This window comes from Thauera sp. WB-2 (assembly GCF_027594845.1).
Taxonomy (GTDB): Bacteria; Pseudomonadota; Gammaproteobacteria; order Burkholderiales; family Rhodocyclaceae; genus Thauera; species Thauera mechernichensis.
In genome coordinates, this window is sequence record NZ_CP088935.1 from 345,170 (window position 1) to 360,147 (window position 14,978).

Here is a 14,978-nt window from a genome sequence, read left to right on the forward strand (position 1 = left end):
GGTCCGCATCCGGACGCCAGCGTTGCAGAGTAACGGCTCGATCCACATCATGACAGCGCTGCTGGCCCATTTTGGGCCAGCCTGACAGGAGTACGAAGAGATGGACGACCTTGATCGCCGTATCGACAAGGCCTTCACCATGGTTGCCTTTGCGGCCAACCGCCATCTGGTGGATCACATGCGCCGGATGACCACGACCCTCGACATGGATCTCGAGAGCGCGATGCTGTGGGGGACGCTGGCTCACCTCAACGTGGCACAAGCCATCCGGCCGGGGGCGCCGCCTACCGAACTGCTGGCGCCGGATGGCTTTCTGCTGGGCGCACATCGCCCGGTGCGCCTGACCGACCTCGTCCAGGTGACGGGGCTACCCAAGGAAACCGTGCGGCGCAAGCTCGAGAAGCTGCGCCAACGGGGCAAGGTCCGGCGAACCGAGGACGGGCTCTGGGACGCACTGCGTGAGGGCATCGATGAGCGCACCCACGCGTTCACCCGCGAGTCGGTCAAGCGCCTGCTCAGCACTGCCCGCATCATCGAGGGCATGCTCCAGAATTCGCGGCCAGACTAGCGGTGCCTGGCGCGAAACTCGGCGGCTGCCCCGCTGGGCTGCCGACCCGCCTCAGGCGGTGATACCGCCGCCGTTCAGCGGCACGATCTGGCCGGTGACCCACTCGGCCTCGCGCGAAGCGAGGTAAGCCACGCCGGCGCCGACATCGGCAGGCGAGCCGGCGCGCGGGATGATGCAGTTCTTGCGTGCCAGCTCCTCCGAGCCTTCCCAGTTGTTCATCGTGCCCAGCGACAGGGCATTCACATTCACGCCCTTGCGTCCGACCTCGGCAGCGAGCTGGCGCACGAAGCCGACCACGCCGGCCTTGGATGCGGCGTAGGCGGCGATGCCCATCGGTACCGCGGCACGCCAGGACTCGGAGGTGATGGCGACGATGCGGCCCCACTTCTTCTCGATCATGCCGGGCAGCACGGCGTGGCAGCCGTTCATCAGGCCGTACATGTTGAGCTTGACGAAGCGTTCCCAATCCTCCGGTTTCGACTCGAGGAACTTGCCGTAGCCCATGCCGGTGGTCGGTACGCCGGCATTGGAGACGTAGACGTCCACGATGCCGGCCTGCTCGCGCACGGCGGCGACCATCTTCTGCACGGCGTCGTAATCGGTGACGTCGGCGGGCGCGGCCAGGGCCTTGAGCCCGGTGGCGCGCAGCTCGGCGGCTGCGGCCTCGGCGCGCTCGGGGAAGAAGTCATTGATCGCCACGGTGGCGCCCTGGCGGGCCAGGGTCTCGGCCACGCCGCGGCCCATGCCGCGGCCGGCGCCGGTAACGATGGCAACGCAGCCATCGAGTCTGAAAAGGGCCGGGGTCATCGGTGAGTCGGACATCGTGCTTCCTCTGGTTCGGGTGGAGTGTGTGGAGACAGGCTTTCAGCGGCCTTCGAAGCGCGGTGGCCGCTTGTCGATGAAGGCCTGCATGCCTTCCTTCTGGTCGCGCGAGGCAAACAGCAGCGCGTTGGCGCGGCGTTCCATCGCCAGCGCGGTCTCGAGCGGGGCATCCATGCCGAGCAGGATGCACTCCTTGATCTGCTCGGCGGCGAGTGGCGGCATGGCGGCGATGACGCTCGCCAGTTCGATCGCGGTCGGGATCACCTGGTCGTCGGCCACAAGGTCGCTCACCAGGCCGGCGGTCCACGCCTCGTGCGCGCTGATCGGCTTGCCGGTGAGCGCCATGCGCATCGCCTTGGCCTTGCCGACTGCGCGCACCAGGCGCTGGGTGCCGCCGATGCCGGGCATGATGCCGATGCGGATCTCGGGCTGGCAGAAGCGCGCGCCCTCGCCGGCGACGATGATGTCGGCCAGCATCGCCAGCTCGCAGCCGCCGCCGTAGGCGTAGCCGCACACTGCGGCGATCACCGGCTTGGGGCAATGCTGGATGGGGCCCCACACGCGTTCGGTGTGGCGTTGGGTGATTTCGATCGGGCCGGCGCCGGCCATGCTGGTGATGTCGCCACCGGCTGCAAACACCTTGTCGCCGCCGGTGAGCACGATGCAGCGCACGGTGTCGTCGGTCGCCAGCTCGGTGAAGCGCTGCGACAGCAGGGCCTGAAGTTCGAGAGACAGGGCGTTGGTCGCCTGCGGCCGGTTCAGGCGCAGCACGGCAACGCCGCCGTCGAGGCGTTCGAGCAGCAGGGGCGAGGCCGGGTCGGACGGCGGTGTCGGGTCTGTGGTCATGGAGCCTCCAGGGGACGCTCCCGGTGCGACGGCCCGTGCGGGTGCGGCGACCGGGGAAGGGGATGGGATGCATGTTCCGCCCTCGGCGCAAGCGGCTCATCGTCCGTTCAGACGACGAATGCCACGGGGGCCGCACCTAGACTCGCAGGCATCCAACCATTGCGGAGAAACGCATGAACACACAGGCTTCCACCGGCGCCGCAGCGCTCGGCTACCACGGCAAGGTCGTGCTCGTGACCGGCGGCACCAAGGGCATCGGCGCGGGCATTGCGCGCGGGTTTCTCGCCGCCGGGGCGGCGGTGGTCGTGTGTGGTCGCAACGCGCCCGAGGCCCTGCCCGAGGCGGGCGGCGCCCGCGCCGACTTCATCCCCGCCGACGTGCGCGACATCGAGTCGCTGCAGGCGCTGTTCGCCACCATTCGCGAGCGCTTCGGCCGCCTCGACGTGGTGGTCAACAACGCCGGCGGCGCGCCCTTCGCGCTTGCCGACAAGGCCTCGCCGCGCTTTCACGAAGGCATCATCCGCCTCAACCTGATCGCCCCGCTCAACGTCGCCCAGCAAGCCAATGCGCTGATGCAGGAGCAGGCCGAAGGCGGCGTCATCATCTTCATCGGCAGCGTCGCCGCCTCGCGCCCTTCGCCGGGCACCGCTGCGTATGGCGCGGCCAAGGCCGGCGTGCTGTCGCTGGCATCGTCACTGGCGGTGGAGTGGGCGCCCAAGGTGCGCGTGCTCGCGGTCAGCCCGGGGCTGGTGCAGACCGAGCAGTCGCACCTGCACTACGGCGACGACGCAGGCATCGCCGCGGTGGGCGCCACCATCCCTGCCGGCCGCATGGCCACGCCGGACGACATCGCCAACGCCTGCCTGTATGCCGGCTCGCCGATGGCGGCCTACTTCGCCGGCACCAACCTGCTGCTGCACGGTGGCGGCGAGCGGCCGGCCTTCCTGGCGGCGGCAAATACGGCGGAGCAGCGCTAGCAGAGGGCCGCTGCGCCAGCGGTGGGCGTGGCGTGCGGGGTGGCGAGCCGTCGGGCCAGGGCGGGCACGACGATCTTCTTCACCCGCAGGCATGAATCCGTCTAAATTCATCGAGACGATCTGCCGTTATTGTCCGCAACAGCGCTTTCTGCCCGAGCCGTGTGACGACTTCGTTTCCCGGGCCTTGTCACAGCCGCGCCTCGCTGCCGGCGTATGTTGAACGCCGAGGGCGTTCAGAGTTGCTTAGCTCACAGCAAGGAAGAACCGGAAATGAAGAACATCACGATCAAGGCGCGGCTGTTCCTGCTGACGCTCTGTTGCCTACTGCTTCTGATTCTCGTCGGCGGCTTCTCCTTCTTTCAGGCCAGCAGGCTCAACGACCGCCTGGAGGTTGTCGTCGGCGATAGCGAGAAGCTGATGCGTGCCGTGGATACCGCCCGGAGCGCTCAGGTCAGTTTCAAGACCCAGGTCCAGGAGTGGAAGAATGTGCTGCTCCGGGGCAAGGATCCGGCCAGCTACGAACGCCACCTCCAGGGCTTCAACCAGCAGGACAAGGCCGTATCCGACGCTTTGGAGCGCCTGGAGGCGCTGAGTCGAGAGATGGGGATCGCCGATCGTCTGGAGGTCGCTCGGGTCAGGACGATCTTCGCTGAACTGGCTCCGGCTTATCTGAATGCGCTCAGATCCTACGATCGTGACGACCTCGACCCGGCAACGAAGGTCGACGCGCTGGTCAGGGGGGTCGATCGTGCGCCCACTGCGCAGATTGATGGTCTGGTGGAGCGGATCGTGGCGATTGCCAGCGAGCGGGCAACGGCGGAGGCGCAGGCCGCGCGCGACATTTACGCTGCCGTAAAGACCGGACTGGCGGTTTTCATCGCAGCTGCGGTTGCGATACTCGCAGCCCTCGCCTGGATGATCATCCGCTCCATTACCCGGCCCGTCATGCAACTCGAACACACGATGGCGGAAGTCGCCCGCACGAATGATCTGACGCTGCGCGCCAGGATCTCGAACCAGGACGAGATCGGCAAGATGGCCAATGCGCTTGACGCGATGTTGGCCAAGATGCATTCGCTGGTTGGGCAGGTCGCCGTGTCGGTCCAGTCCGTCAATGGTACGGCGGGCGATGTGGCGAAAACGGCCGATACCCTGCAGGACACCGCCGAGGAGCAGTCCCAGGCGGTATCAAGCAATGCTGCGTCGGTCGAGGAACTCACCGTGTCCATCGCCACGGTTGCGGAGTCGGCCGACGTCGTGCACCGGCAATCCCTGGAGAGCGTATCCAACAGCACCGAAGGTCATCGAAAGGTTGCCCAGCTCGTTGCCGAAATTCGCCGGATCGGCAACACGGTCGACGGCATCGCGCATGCGGTCGAGGAATTCGTCAGCAGTACGAGTGCGATCACCCACATGACGGGCGAGGTGAGGGATATCGCCGACCAGACCAACCTGCTGGCGCTCAACGCGGCTATCGAGGCAGCGCGGGCAGGTGAGCAGGGACGCGGCTTTGCCGTGGTGGCGGATGAAGTCCGCAAGCTCGCAGAGAAGTCTGCCAGCTCGGCAGCCGAGATCGACGGCGTTGCGCGCGGCATCATGGAACGGACGGCACAGGTACGCACTGCGCTGGAGGCGGGCCTGAGGTCGGTCGAGGTGAGCTCTGGCCTTGCCGGCGACGTGGAGACCACGCTCGAACAGGCACGAACATCGGTCGAACACGCAGGAAGGGGCGTCGACGAGATTGCCCTCTCGGTCAGGGAGCAGAAGATCGCCAGCACCGAGATCGCTCAGAACATGGAGAGAATCTCGCGGTCCTCGGGGGAAACCAGCGGCGCCGCACGCCGAATGAGTGAATCGGCGGCAAGCCTGCGCGAGGCGACGCATCGCCTGGCCGGTGCGATCTCGGACTTCCGGACCTAGATCGCAGCACGGCGCATATGCGTCGGTCGGGCTCATTGACGCGGAGCTGACGCTTCGGTCAGGGACGCCCGATCGGCGTAGCGCCTCGCCATCACGGCGCACACCATCAACTGGATCTGGTGGAACACCATCAAGGGCAGGATGGCGAGGCCTGCCGCCCCGCCGCTGAAGATGATCTGTGCCATCGGCACCCCGGTGGCCATGCTCTTCTTCGAGCCGCAGAACACGATCGTGACCTCGTCCTCGACACTGAAGCTGAGCGTGCGCGCGAGCCAGGTGGTGGCGACCAGCACCACCGCAAGCAGCACCACGCAGCACACCACCAACTGCGCCAGTGCCCAGGCCGGCACCACGCGCCAGATCCCGTCGAGCACCGCCGCGCCGAAGGCCGTGTACACCACGAGCAGGATCGAGCCCTGGTCCACAAGGCGCAGCCAGCGCTGTTGCTGCATCACCCAGCTGCCGATCCATGGCCGCAGGGCATGGCCGGCCGCGAAGGGCAGCAGCAACTGCAGGCCGATCTTCAGTACGGCTTCCCCGAGCGGCACGCCCGCCCCGGTGCTGCCCAGCACCAGGCCCGCCAGCAGCGGCGTCAGCACGATGCCCACCAGGCTCGATGCCGACGCCGCGCAGACGGCCGCCGGAATGTTGCCGCGCGCGATCGAGGTGAAGGCGATGGCCGACTGCACCGTGCCCGGCAGCAGGCACAGATAGAGCATGCCAAGCCAGAGCGCATCGCCCAGCAGCGGCCGCAGCACGGGCCCGAGTGCCAGGCCGAGCAAGGGGAACATCGCGAAGGTGCACACGAACACCAGCAGGTGCAGGCGCCAGTGCATCGCCCCGTCGATGATGGCGCGGCGCGAAAGCCGTGCGCCGTGCAGGAAGAACAGCAACGCGATCCCCGCATGGGTCAGCCAGTCGAAGAACACGGCGAATGCGCCCTGCGCGGGCACAACGGTGGCCAGCACCACGACGGCAGTGAGCAGGATCGTGAAGCGGTCGAAAAGCAGATGCAGAAGGTTCATTGCGGTGCGGGAAGCTGCGTAAGAAGCGGTAGAAAACGGGCTGGAAACAGGCCTGTGGAGGGCGGGCTCGGCATGACGGCGGCGCGCTTGTGAGGGAGCCTAACCAAGGGCGATACTTCCAGCTAACGCCAGTCGGCTCTTCAATATCGCTGACCAGACATGCCGCCGTCTCCATCAGAAGAACTTGCCGGGCTCGTCGTCCTGCCGCGATCGGTCTTCGGCCACGCCGAGTCGGTGGCCAATCGCGCGCTCGGCTATCGCCACGTCCATCCCTGGGTCCAGTTCGCGTATGCGGTGGCGGGCGTGCTCGACGTGCGCACCGACAGCGGGCGATTCATCGCGCCCCCGCAGCGCGCGGTGTGGATCCCTGCGGGCGTTGCGCATCAGGTGCGTTGCTCGGCCAACACCGAGATCCGCAGCCTGTACATCGAGCCCGCCGCCTTGCCCGCTGCGCTGGGCGGCTGCCGCGTGCTTGCCGTGAGCCCGCTGCTGCGCGAGCTGATCCGCAGCTTCGGCGACTTGCCCGCGGAGTATGACGAGCGCGGCCCGGGCGGCCGGCTCGCAGCCGTCCTGCTCGACCAGGTGGCCGCAGCGCCCACGCTGGGCCTGATGCTGCCGCTGCCGCGGGAACCCCGCCTGCGCCAGCTCTGCGAAGCGCTCGAGGCCGAACCCGACTCACGCGAAGGCCTGGCCACCTGGGCGGAACGCCTGGGGTGTTCCGAACGCACACTGGCGCGGCTCTTCCGCGAGCATACCGGCTTGAACTTCCGCCTCTGGCGCCAGCGCCTGCGCCTGATCAGCGCCTTACCTCTGCTCGAAGCCGGCGAGCGCGTCACCGATGTCGCCATCGCCTGCGGCTACGACTCGGTGTCGGCCTTCATCGCCAGCTTCAGGGAGCATTTCGGGGCGACGCCGGGGGAGTTTGCGGGGGAGCGGGGGGATGGGTGAGTGGGGGAAAGGGAGCGGCTCTTCGAGGCTGCAGGAATGCGCTGCCAGGCGCACGGGCAGTCGGTTTAGTGGCAAACTATGCCATTGCTTGACATCGCCTGGAGTGCGCCATGTCCCTCAACGTCTCCTTACCACCGGAGCTGGAAAAGCGGGTGCGCCAGCACGTGGAGTCTGGCCTCTATAGCTCTGCGAGCGAAGTCATCCGCGAAGCACTGCGATTGTTCGAGGCCTACCAGGGCGTGCAGGCGGCGAACCTGGCCAGCCTGAAAGCCGACATCGCCCAAGGTGTCGCCGACATCGAGTCGGGTCGGGCGCGCGAGCTCGACATCAACGAAATCAAGCAACGCGGCCGGGCAGCACTGGCAGCTCGGCGACCGGCGTAGCGACGGCGTGAGCAAGGTTCTGTATTCCGCCAGTGCGGAGAACGATTTGCTTGAGGCTTGGCTGTTCATCGCCGAGGACAGCGTCGAGGCTGCCGACCGCTTACTCGATCAGATCCAAAGCGATTCGCGAACGCTGCTCTTGCAGCCGAAAATGGGCCGGGTGCGTGACGAACTGGCGGATGGCCTGCGCAGTTGGCCGACGTCGACGCCCTATGTTCTGTTCTATTTCGTTGAGTACGATGGGATCACTGTTGCGCGCGTCCTGCACCACGCCCGGGATGTCCCGGCGATCTTGAACTGGCCAGGGCACTGAGGACACGCGGTCGGCGCCATGCGTTGCCGGCCGGCTTCAAGCGCCTGCGCTACTACGGGCTGCTCGCCTGCGGCCACAAGCGGGCCCGGCTTGCCGCCACCTGTGCGGAACTTCAGACGCCGGCACCACAAGCGGTGGTGATCGAAGCAGCCGAGGACTTCCTCGACCACGTCAGTGGCGAAGACCCGCGATGCTGCCCGCACTGTGGGGGCGGTCGTTGGCACACGGTCGAGATCGTCATGGCTCGCCGGTACGATCCGCCTGCGTCGGCGCCGCGCTGTCGGGATGGGCCACCATGAACACTCACGCGCCCCCATCTCAATCCTCGCTGATGCGGCGCTCGCACCGGTAGGCCGTGGCACGTTCTCGGACTGGCGAACGCGACCGACACCACACGCCCGACGCAGGGTCGGCACACGATTGCGGCCGATTACGGCGATGGCCGCGAGCGCTGAGCCGGGAGCGGCGACCCGCTGATGCCAGAGTTCTGTCGCGCTCTATCCAATGTGGATGAGCCGCGCGTAGAATCCCCAGTATCACCGCCAGAGCGGCGGTTCAGTTCAACAAGGCTTATCCCTCGCGGCAGGCGCCCGCACACTGAACGGTGCTTGCGGCGTGAGGGATAAGCCCTATTCGTTAGACCTCACAATACCTTCTCCCATGGCCGAAATCGATGCGAAATCTATTCTCGAAACGATTGAGATAATACGAACCGTCAAGTCTCTGTTCGTTGAGCAGAATCCATACCTTCCTATTTACAGCGCCCTTGGTGGCGCTTTTGTCGGGGCAGTATCGTCGTTCTTTCCAAACTACATAATTGCCAAGCTCAAAGATCGTAAAGAAAAACGTTCTACCGCTCTCCAGTTATATGCGGAAGTTAAAGCAACTATCGAACTTGCTGAACACCGGTATTACATAAAACAACTGGAGCGCGTGGTAGAGGCGTTTAATTCCAATCAGATAACATCGTACTCATACGAGATTCAAGTGTCAGAGGATAGATTTCTCATCTACAAGAGTAGTCTAGATCGCCTTGGCGTGCTCGAAGTCGACATTCAGGTGAAGGTAGTTGAGTTCTACCAACTATTGGAGGCTGTAGTTCAAGACGTTAAGCCTGGTGGTCTATTGAACGCGAGGCCGGCACCGGTTGAGGCATATGAGGAAGCACTACGCATTACAAAGAGAGCACGGGAACTCGGTTACGAAATATTGGCCATCATCGAGAAGTGTCATCGAATTCCGAATGCATCCGCTGGCGCTTACAATGTTCTTGGCTAGAACAATGAGGCCTAACCTATCGGTCAAGATCGCTTCCTGCGGTCGCTGGACGCTGAGCGATAAAGCGTCGAGCAGTGCCCCTTACCTTCGACGGTAGCGATAAATCATGTCGATCTCCACTTCATCTCTTGAGAAAAACATCGAGTCGGTGTCGAAGATAGTCACCGCTGCGTCGAAGTTTGGCATTCTTGTTGGTGGTGTCTGCGTTATCACCTATTTGCTGAGAATCAACCACTTTCCTCAGGATCTATCCGTCGGTGATGGTTTGCTATTTCTCATGGCTGCCGCGTGCTTCGGGGTGATTTACGTATTCTTCACTGCCAGTTTGGTTTCGCTTGGAATTACCCTGTCGCCAGCCATAAGGGTCGTGTTCAATGCTTTTGTTTGGGGAGTCAATATTTTCCGCAAACGCAAAGCCGAACCCGCCCACACGCTTGCACCTTTTCAATGGTCAGCGGTTCTATTCGCTTTGTACTCCGTAGTCATCATTCTGGCTCTAGGCAGTCAAGATTCAACCGCTTACTGGAACTTGCCGATGCTTTCAGTCGGTCTGTATTTGTTCTACTCGGTCTACGTATCGAGTGGAAACAAGATCAAGAAAATTGAGGCAGTGAAGAACGCCGTCTTGCTCACCGATGAAAACGAGAATATTGTTCAGCTGGGCAATCCAGAAAAGCTCAGACGGGTACAATTGTTTAGCCTTGCGGCAATTTTGGTGCTGCCTCTGCTCATCGGCGGGGTTTCTGGCCAATTACTCGATGCTGCCATGCGAACCGCTCACGTTCGGGTTGAAAAGCCCGTCATCTACGTTAAAGAGCCTTACTCATCGTTACTTCCGAAAGCTCTGACCTCGAAGAGCCGGAACGCACCGAAGGACTACACGGCGTTCGATGGAACGGTAGTTCTCTTTAAAGGCTTTGGAAAAACAACTGTCATTTCTTTCCCAGACGGCACTGCGTAACCGGTCACTGAGCGGCGTCCTTCTCCGGCCTCCGTCCGCGCGGAACAATCCCTCCCACATTCATCAGGGAGGAGCCGGCAGTGACTAGGGCGACAGCGACCAACAACAAGTGGCGGCGGCGTAGCCGTCAGGAATGGCAAGCAGTCATCGCGCGGTTTGCCGAGAGTGGGCTGGGGGTCGAGCCGTTCTGCGCCCGTGAGGGGCTCAGCGAGTCGACCTTCCGGCGCTGGCGTAGCCTGCTGGGCGAGCCGAGTACGCAGTCCGCCGCGCCGGCGATGGAGCGCATCGGCTTCGTCGACGCCGGCACGGTCAAACTCGGCGGCACGGGTCGCCTCGAGCTGCGGCTCGATCTGGGCGACGGCGTGATCCTTCACCTGTCGCGCGGCTGATGTTCTTCCCCGAAGGCGCGGTCCGCGTCCATGTTTATGGCCGCCCGGTCGACATGCGCAAATCCTTCGATGGCCTGTACGCGCTCACCCGCCAGGCGCTCGGCTGCGATCCGCTTTCGGGCGAGCTGTTCGTATTCATCAACCGGCGCGGCACGCAGATGAAGGTGCTGTACTGGGATCGCACCGGATTCTGTGTGTGGGCCAAGCGCCTCGAACAGGGACGCTTCGTGTCGAACTGGGCGCAGGTTCGCACGCGCCAGATGGACTGGACCGGGCTCAAGCTGCTGCTCGAAGGCATCGAGCCGGCACGCTACAAGCGCCGTTTCCGACTGCCCGCAAACGCCGTGTAACCCGCATGAATGCTGGGTCATACGGTAAAATATGCGCCATGCCCGCGCCGCACTCCGCCCCCGTTCCGACCCTTGCCGAGGCCGCCCAGTGGGCGCCCGAGCGCGTCGTCGAACTGGCCCAGGCGCATGAGGATCTGCAGCGCCAAGTGCAGACCATCCAACATCAGCTCGAGTGGTTCCGCCGCCAGCTCTTCGGCCAGAAGAGCGAGAAGCGCCTGGTCCCACCGGACCCGGCGCAGATGTATCTGGGCGAGCTACCGATCCCCGACACGCAGCCCGATGTCCCCGGCAAGACCGTGGCGGGACACACCCGCCGTGCGTCGCGCACCGACTACGCCCAGGACAAGGACGAATCGGCGCTGTTCTTCGACGAGACGCGCGTGCCGGTCGAGACCATCACGCTCGCCAACCCCGAGACCGAGGGGCTTGCCGCCGACCAGTTCGAGGTGATCGGCGAGAAGGTCAGCCATCGCCTGGCGCAGCGCCCGGGCAGCTACGTGATCCTCAAGTACGTGCGCCCGGTCATTAAGCGCCGCGACACGCAGACGATCCACTGCCCGGCGGCGCCTGTCGGGGTGCTCGAGGGCAGCCGCGCCGACGTGAGTTTCCTGGTCGGGCTGCTGCTCGACAAGTTCGCCTGGCACCTGCCGCTGTACCGCCAGCATCAGCGCCTGGCTGACGCTGGCATCACGGTCAGCCGCGCCTGGCTCACGCAACTGGCTGCGCAGGCGGCCGCGCTGCTCACGCCGATCTACGAGGCGCAGCTCGCGTCGATCCGTGCCAGTCGCGTCAAGGCCATGGACGAAACCCCGATCAAGGCCGGCCGTGCCGGCCCGGGCAAGATGAAGGCCTGCTACTTCTGGCCGGTGTATGGCGAACTGCACGAGATCTGCTTCCCGTTCTTCGACAGCCGCGCCCACAGCAACGTCGAGAAGGTGCTCGGGCTCAAGCCCACCGAAGGGGGTGTGCTGCTCTCGGACGGCTACGGCGCCTACGAGACCTACGCGAGCAAGACCGGGCTCACGCACGCGCAGTGCTGGACGCACTGCCGGCGCGAATTCATCAACGCCGAGGCGGCCGAGCCAGCGCTGGCGGCCAAGGCGCTCGAGTTCATTGGTGCGCTCTACGCGGTCGAAGCGAAGATCCGCGACGACAAGCTCAAGGGCGAGGCCAAGCGCGAGTACCGGCTCGATCACGCCCGTCCGATCGTGACGGCCTTCTTCACCTGGGTACAGGAGCGCCTGGACGCGCAGGGGCTGCTACCGAGCAACCCGCTGACCAAGGCGCTGATCTACGCACACAAGCGACGGGCGGCACTGGAAGTGTTCCTCGCCGACCCGGATGTGCCGATCGATACCAACCACCTCGAACGGGCGCTGCGGCCGATTCCGCTGGGTCGGAAAAACTGGATGTTCAGCTGGACCGAGCTCGGCGCCCAGCACGTCGGCGTCGTCCAGAGCCTGATTGCGACCTGTCGGCTGCATGAGCTCGATCCCTACGACTATCTCGTCGACGTACTGCAGCGCGTCGCCCAGCACCCGGCCGCCGACGTCGCGCAGCTCACGCCCAGACTGTGGAAGCAGCACTTCGGGAAAGCGCCGTTGCGCTCGGAAATCTCAAGGCGCGCTGCGTAGCAACGACGCCGCTGGGTGAGCGCTTACGGCACTGCAACAAGAAAGCTCGAGATCCCAAATGACCAACTCATCATCGAAAATCGCTAGCAGCGTGATGCAAAAGGCTGTGAACGATCCGAAAAGCTGCCTGTCATATATGTATCTCCAGTCTCCTTGTCCTGCAACGATGCGCGGCCAACTCGACCCCCAGTCCTCGCTGTTCCACTACTTCTCGCCGGAGTCGCGTGTGCCGGCGGATCATCCGCTGCGACGGGTGAAGCGTTTGGCCGACCGTGCCCTGGGCGCAATTTCCGGGGAGTTGGACGCGCTGTACTCCTCGGTCGGTCGCCCATCGATTCCGCCAGAGCGACTGCTCAAGGCGCAATTGCTGATCGCACTGTATTCGGTTCGCTCGGACCGGCAGTTCTGCGAACAACTCGACTACAACATCCTGTTCCGTTGGTTTCTCGACATGGATCTCGAGAGCCCGACGCTGGACCAGTCGAACTTCAGCCGGCTGCGCGAACGCCTTGTCGTCATCGACGTGGCTCGACGCTTCTTCGATGAGGTCGTCAATCTGGCCCGCAAGCAGAAGCTGCTGTCCTCGGACCACTTCACGGTCGACGGCTCGCTGATCGACGCCTGGGCTTCGTTCAAGAGCTTCAAGCCCAAGGATGGCACCCCGCCCAAGGACGGTGATGACGGCACCGGGATGGTCGACTTCAAGGGCGAGAAGCGCTCGAACGCCACGCATCAAAGCACGACCGATCCCGAGTCTCGACTCATGCGCAAGGGCAACGGCCAGCCGGCCAAGCTCAGCTATGGCGGGCATGTGCTCATGGAGAACCGCAATGGGCTGTGCGTCGATATCCTCATCACCGAATCGACCCAGGCCGAGCACCGTGCCGCGCGGCAGCTGCTCACTCGCGCACGTCGACGGCACATTCACCCCAAGACGCTCGGCGCCGACAAGGGCTACCACGTGAAGGAATTTGTCGGGCACTTGCGCGAGCAGCAGGTGCGACCGCATATCGCGCGCATCAAGGATCGGAAGACCCCTGGCCTCGATGGACGAACCACCCGGACCGACGGATACCGGGTCAGCCAGCGCAAGCGAAAGCGCGTCGAGGAGATCTTCGGTTGGTTGAAAACGGTCGGCGGATTGCGAAAGACCCGTTTCATCGGCCAGGCGAGGACTCAGATGGCGGCCTTCATTTCCGGTGCCGCATACAACTTGCTCCGAATCGCGAAGTTGAGCGTTTCGGAGGTGAAGGTATGAGCGCAGGCGCGCAAACGGACCTTCGTGGTCGCCGTTGCGGCCACGAAGACAATTCGAACGCGGTGCGAAGGCGATTCCGGAAAACGATGTCACGATGAAATTCGACCTGAACCTCAGTGCTGGCGCGGTACCGCCGGCTTTTTCATCGCGCTGCTAAGCCTCAAAAACCAATCAAGAACGGAGTGGTGGTATGCATATTAAGAGCTTCGAAGTTATTGGACTATTCGGGCGCGAAAGCCCGCTCCGACTCAACTTCAATCAGGACTTAAACATTGTCACGGGTAGGAATGGCGCCGGAAAGACAAGCATTCTAAAGCTTGCTTGGTACATCATGAGCGGTAATATTTTGCAGGCTGTTAAGGAGGTGAGCTTCAGAAAGGCCACTCTTGAGACGTCAGAGTACAGTTGTACGGTCTATCGCCTTTCCCCAATGACATGCCGGATAGATTGGCGGGACTCTGACGGAGTTCAAACTTTTGAGGATTTAAAGGACGACGACGGGGATGTGGTTTTCAATGCAGAAGATGAGGCTAATAGTCGATTAATTGCGATTGGTTCGTCAGTATTCCTGCCAACCTTTCGCCGAATAGAGGGCGGATTTACGCTAAGCGATCGAAGTAATGCGCTATCGCGAGCGAGGAATGACATTGAAGAGTCACTTATTGCATTATCCAAGCGGCTAACGAACGGCAGTCATGTCTTCGTGGCAGCATTGAGCACTGTAGATGTTGTAAACCTCTTGGTTCGGCAATACACCGACCTTTCAGAGGAGTACAACAATCTTCAGCAGAGAATGTCCCAAGATGTGATTGCAAAAATAAAGGCCTACAAGCGAGAGGCAGGCGATACCGCAAAGCTACATAGTGCAAATCAGCTTCTAGATGACATTCGCACAGAAATTGAAGGCATGGAAGACTCCCGGGAGGAAATCATGCGTCCTCTGGAAGCCGTCCGGGGCTTGGCGATGCGACTATTTCGTCATTCTGGCATCAAGCTTGGCCGCAGTCTGAGTTTCGGTGATGCGGCTGGTGCTGTTAACTCCGACGCGCTCTCGGCTGGCGAGAAGCAAATGTTGAGCTTCATTGCATACAACGCGTTCTATCGCGATGCGGTGTTCTTTGTCGACGAACCTGAGCTGAGTCTTCATGTGGATTGGCAACGCCAATTGTTTTCTATTTTGATGAGCCAGCAGACGAGCAACCAATTCGTAATAGCCACCCATTCGCCTTTTATCTATAGCAAGTATCCAGATAAGGAGCTTCTGATCGACCCCGCACGCGGTGATGAGGAGGCGTAGTCGTGGCAT

16 protein-coding genes and 1 pseudogene are annotated in these 14,978 nt (G+C 63.1%); 14 read left to right on the forward strand and 3 right to left on the reverse strand.

The window, feature by feature from the left end; all coding sequences use genetic code 11:
* Positions 1 to 100 precede the first annotated feature (100 nt).
* Entirely contained in the window at positions 101 to 568 is a 468-nt protein-coding gene (locus LQF09_RS01440) for a helix-turn-helix domain-containing protein (RefSeq protein ID WP_002937715.1), read from the forward strand.
* A 51-nt stretch (positions 569 to 619) separates the two neighbouring features.
* Here LQF09_RS01440 and LQF09_RS01445 read toward each other — a convergent pair whose 3' ends face one another.
* On the reverse strand, positions 620 to 1,390 hold the full coding sequence (locus LQF09_RS01445; protein WP_232431555.1) for an SDR family NAD(P)-dependent oxidoreductase: 771 nt from the start codon (positions 1,388 to 1,390) through the stop codon (positions 620 to 622).
* Between the two features lie 42 nt (positions 1,391 to 1,432).
* The gene (locus LQF09_RS01450; RefSeq protein ID WP_002925326.1) at positions 1,433 to 2,236 is read right to left on the reverse strand and encodes an enoyl-CoA hydratase; all 804 of its coding nucleotides are present in this window, start codon (positions 2,234 to 2,236) and stop codon (positions 1,433 to 1,435) included.
* 173 nt (positions 2,237 to 2,409) lie between these two features.
* Here LQF09_RS01450 and LQF09_RS01455 point away from each other — a divergent pair, with 173 nt between their 5' ends.
* Together LQF09_RS01455 and LQF09_RS01460 are read left to right on the forward strand one after the other, a co-directional pair.
* A complete protein-coding gene (locus LQF09_RS01455; protein WP_002925323.1) occupies positions 2,410 to 3,213 on the forward strand; it encodes an SDR family oxidoreductase in 804 nt (267 codons plus the stop codon).
* Positions 3,214 to 3,426: 213 nt separating this feature from the next.
* A complete protein-coding gene (locus LQF09_RS01460) occupies positions 3,427 to 5,133 on the forward strand; it encodes a methyl-accepting chemotaxis protein (RefSeq protein ID WP_270068965.1) in 1,707 nt (568 codons plus the stop codon).
* A 32-nt stretch (positions 5,134 to 5,165) separates the two neighbouring features.
* On the opposite strand, the gene LQF09_RS01465 is transcribed toward LQF09_RS01460, so the two are convergent.
* Positions 5,166 to 6,158 carry a bile acid:sodium symporter family protein gene (locus tag LQF09_RS01465; protein WP_270068966.1) on the reverse strand — a complete coding sequence of 331 codons (993 nt, stop codon included), beginning with the start codon at positions 6,156 to 6,158 and terminating at the stop codon, positions 5,166 to 5,168.
* Between the two features lie 159 nt (positions 6,159 to 6,317).
* Between LQF09_RS01465 and LQF09_RS01470 the strand changes: the two genes are divergently transcribed.
* The 11 genes and pseudogenes from LQF09_RS01470 (at position 6,318) to LQF09_RS01520 (ending at position 14,969) form a co-directional block, all read left to right on the forward strand.
* On the forward strand, positions 6,318 to 7,106 hold the full coding sequence (locus LQF09_RS01470; protein ID WP_270068967.1) for an AraC family transcriptional regulator: 789 nt from the start codon (positions 6,318 to 6,320) through the stop codon (positions 7,104 to 7,106).
* A 110-nt stretch (positions 7,107 to 7,216) separates the two neighbouring features.
* A complete protein-coding gene (locus tag LQF09_RS01475; RefSeq protein WP_270068968.1) occupies positions 7,217 to 7,489 on the forward strand; it encodes a type II toxin-antitoxin system ParD family antitoxin in 273 nt (90 codons plus the stop codon).
* Between the two features lie 7 nt (positions 7,490 to 7,496).
* Positions 7,497 to 7,802, forward strand: coding sequence for a type II toxin-antitoxin system RelE/ParE family toxin (locus tag LQF09_RS01480; protein ID WP_270068969.1), 306 nt, complete (start codon positions 7,497 to 7,499; stop codon positions 7,800 to 7,802).
* A 14-nt stretch (positions 7,803 to 7,816) separates the two neighbouring features.
* Positions 7,817 to 8,101: pseudogene (locus LQF09_RS01485) on the forward strand (IS91 family transposase); the annotation flags it as partial.
* Positions 8,102 to 8,462: 361 nt separating this feature from the next.
* A complete protein-coding gene (locus LQF09_RS01490; RefSeq protein ID WP_270068970.1) occupies positions 8,463 to 9,080 on the forward strand; it encodes a hypothetical protein in 618 nt (205 codons plus the stop codon).
* 106 nt (positions 9,081 to 9,186) lie between these two features.
* Positions 9,187 to 10,041, forward strand: a complete 855-nt coding sequence (locus tag LQF09_RS01495) for a hypothetical protein (protein ID WP_270068971.1) — start codon at positions 9,187 to 9,189, stop codon at positions 10,039 to 10,041.
* Positions 10,042 to 10,121: 80 nt separating this feature from the next.
* Positions 10,122 to 10,430 carry an IS66 family insertion sequence element accessory protein TnpA gene (gene tnpA, locus LQF09_RS01500; protein ID WP_168987771.1) on the forward strand — a complete coding sequence of 103 codons (309 nt, stop codon included), beginning with the start codon at positions 10,122 to 10,124 and terminating at the stop codon, positions 10,428 to 10,430.
* On the forward strand, positions 10,430 to 10,780 hold the full coding sequence (gene tnpB / locus LQF09_RS01505; RefSeq protein WP_270068489.1) for an IS66 family insertion sequence element accessory protein TnpB: 351 nt from the start codon (positions 10,430 to 10,432) through the stop codon (positions 10,778 to 10,780). The genes tnpA and tnpB overlap by 1 nt, the downstream gene beginning before the upstream one ends.
* A 38-nt stretch (positions 10,781 to 10,818) precedes the next feature.
* A complete protein-coding gene (gene tnpC / locus LQF09_RS01510; protein ID WP_270068972.1) occupies positions 10,819 to 12,414 on the forward strand; it encodes an IS66 family transposase in 1,596 nt (531 codons plus the stop codon).
* Between the two features lie 166 nt (positions 12,415 to 12,580).
* Positions 12,581 to 13,672, forward strand: a complete 1,092-nt coding sequence (locus tag LQF09_RS01515; RefSeq protein WP_270069908.1) for an IS5 family transposase — start codon at positions 12,581 to 12,583, stop codon at positions 13,670 to 13,672.
* 190 nt (positions 13,673 to 13,862) lie between these two features.
* Positions 13,863 to 14,969 (forward strand): AAA family ATPase, encoded by a 1,107-nt coding sequence (locus LQF09_RS01520; protein ID WP_270068973.1) that lies wholly within the window; start codon positions 13,863 to 13,865, stop codon positions 14,967 to 14,969.
* Positions 14,970 to 14,978 lie beyond the last annotated feature (9 nt).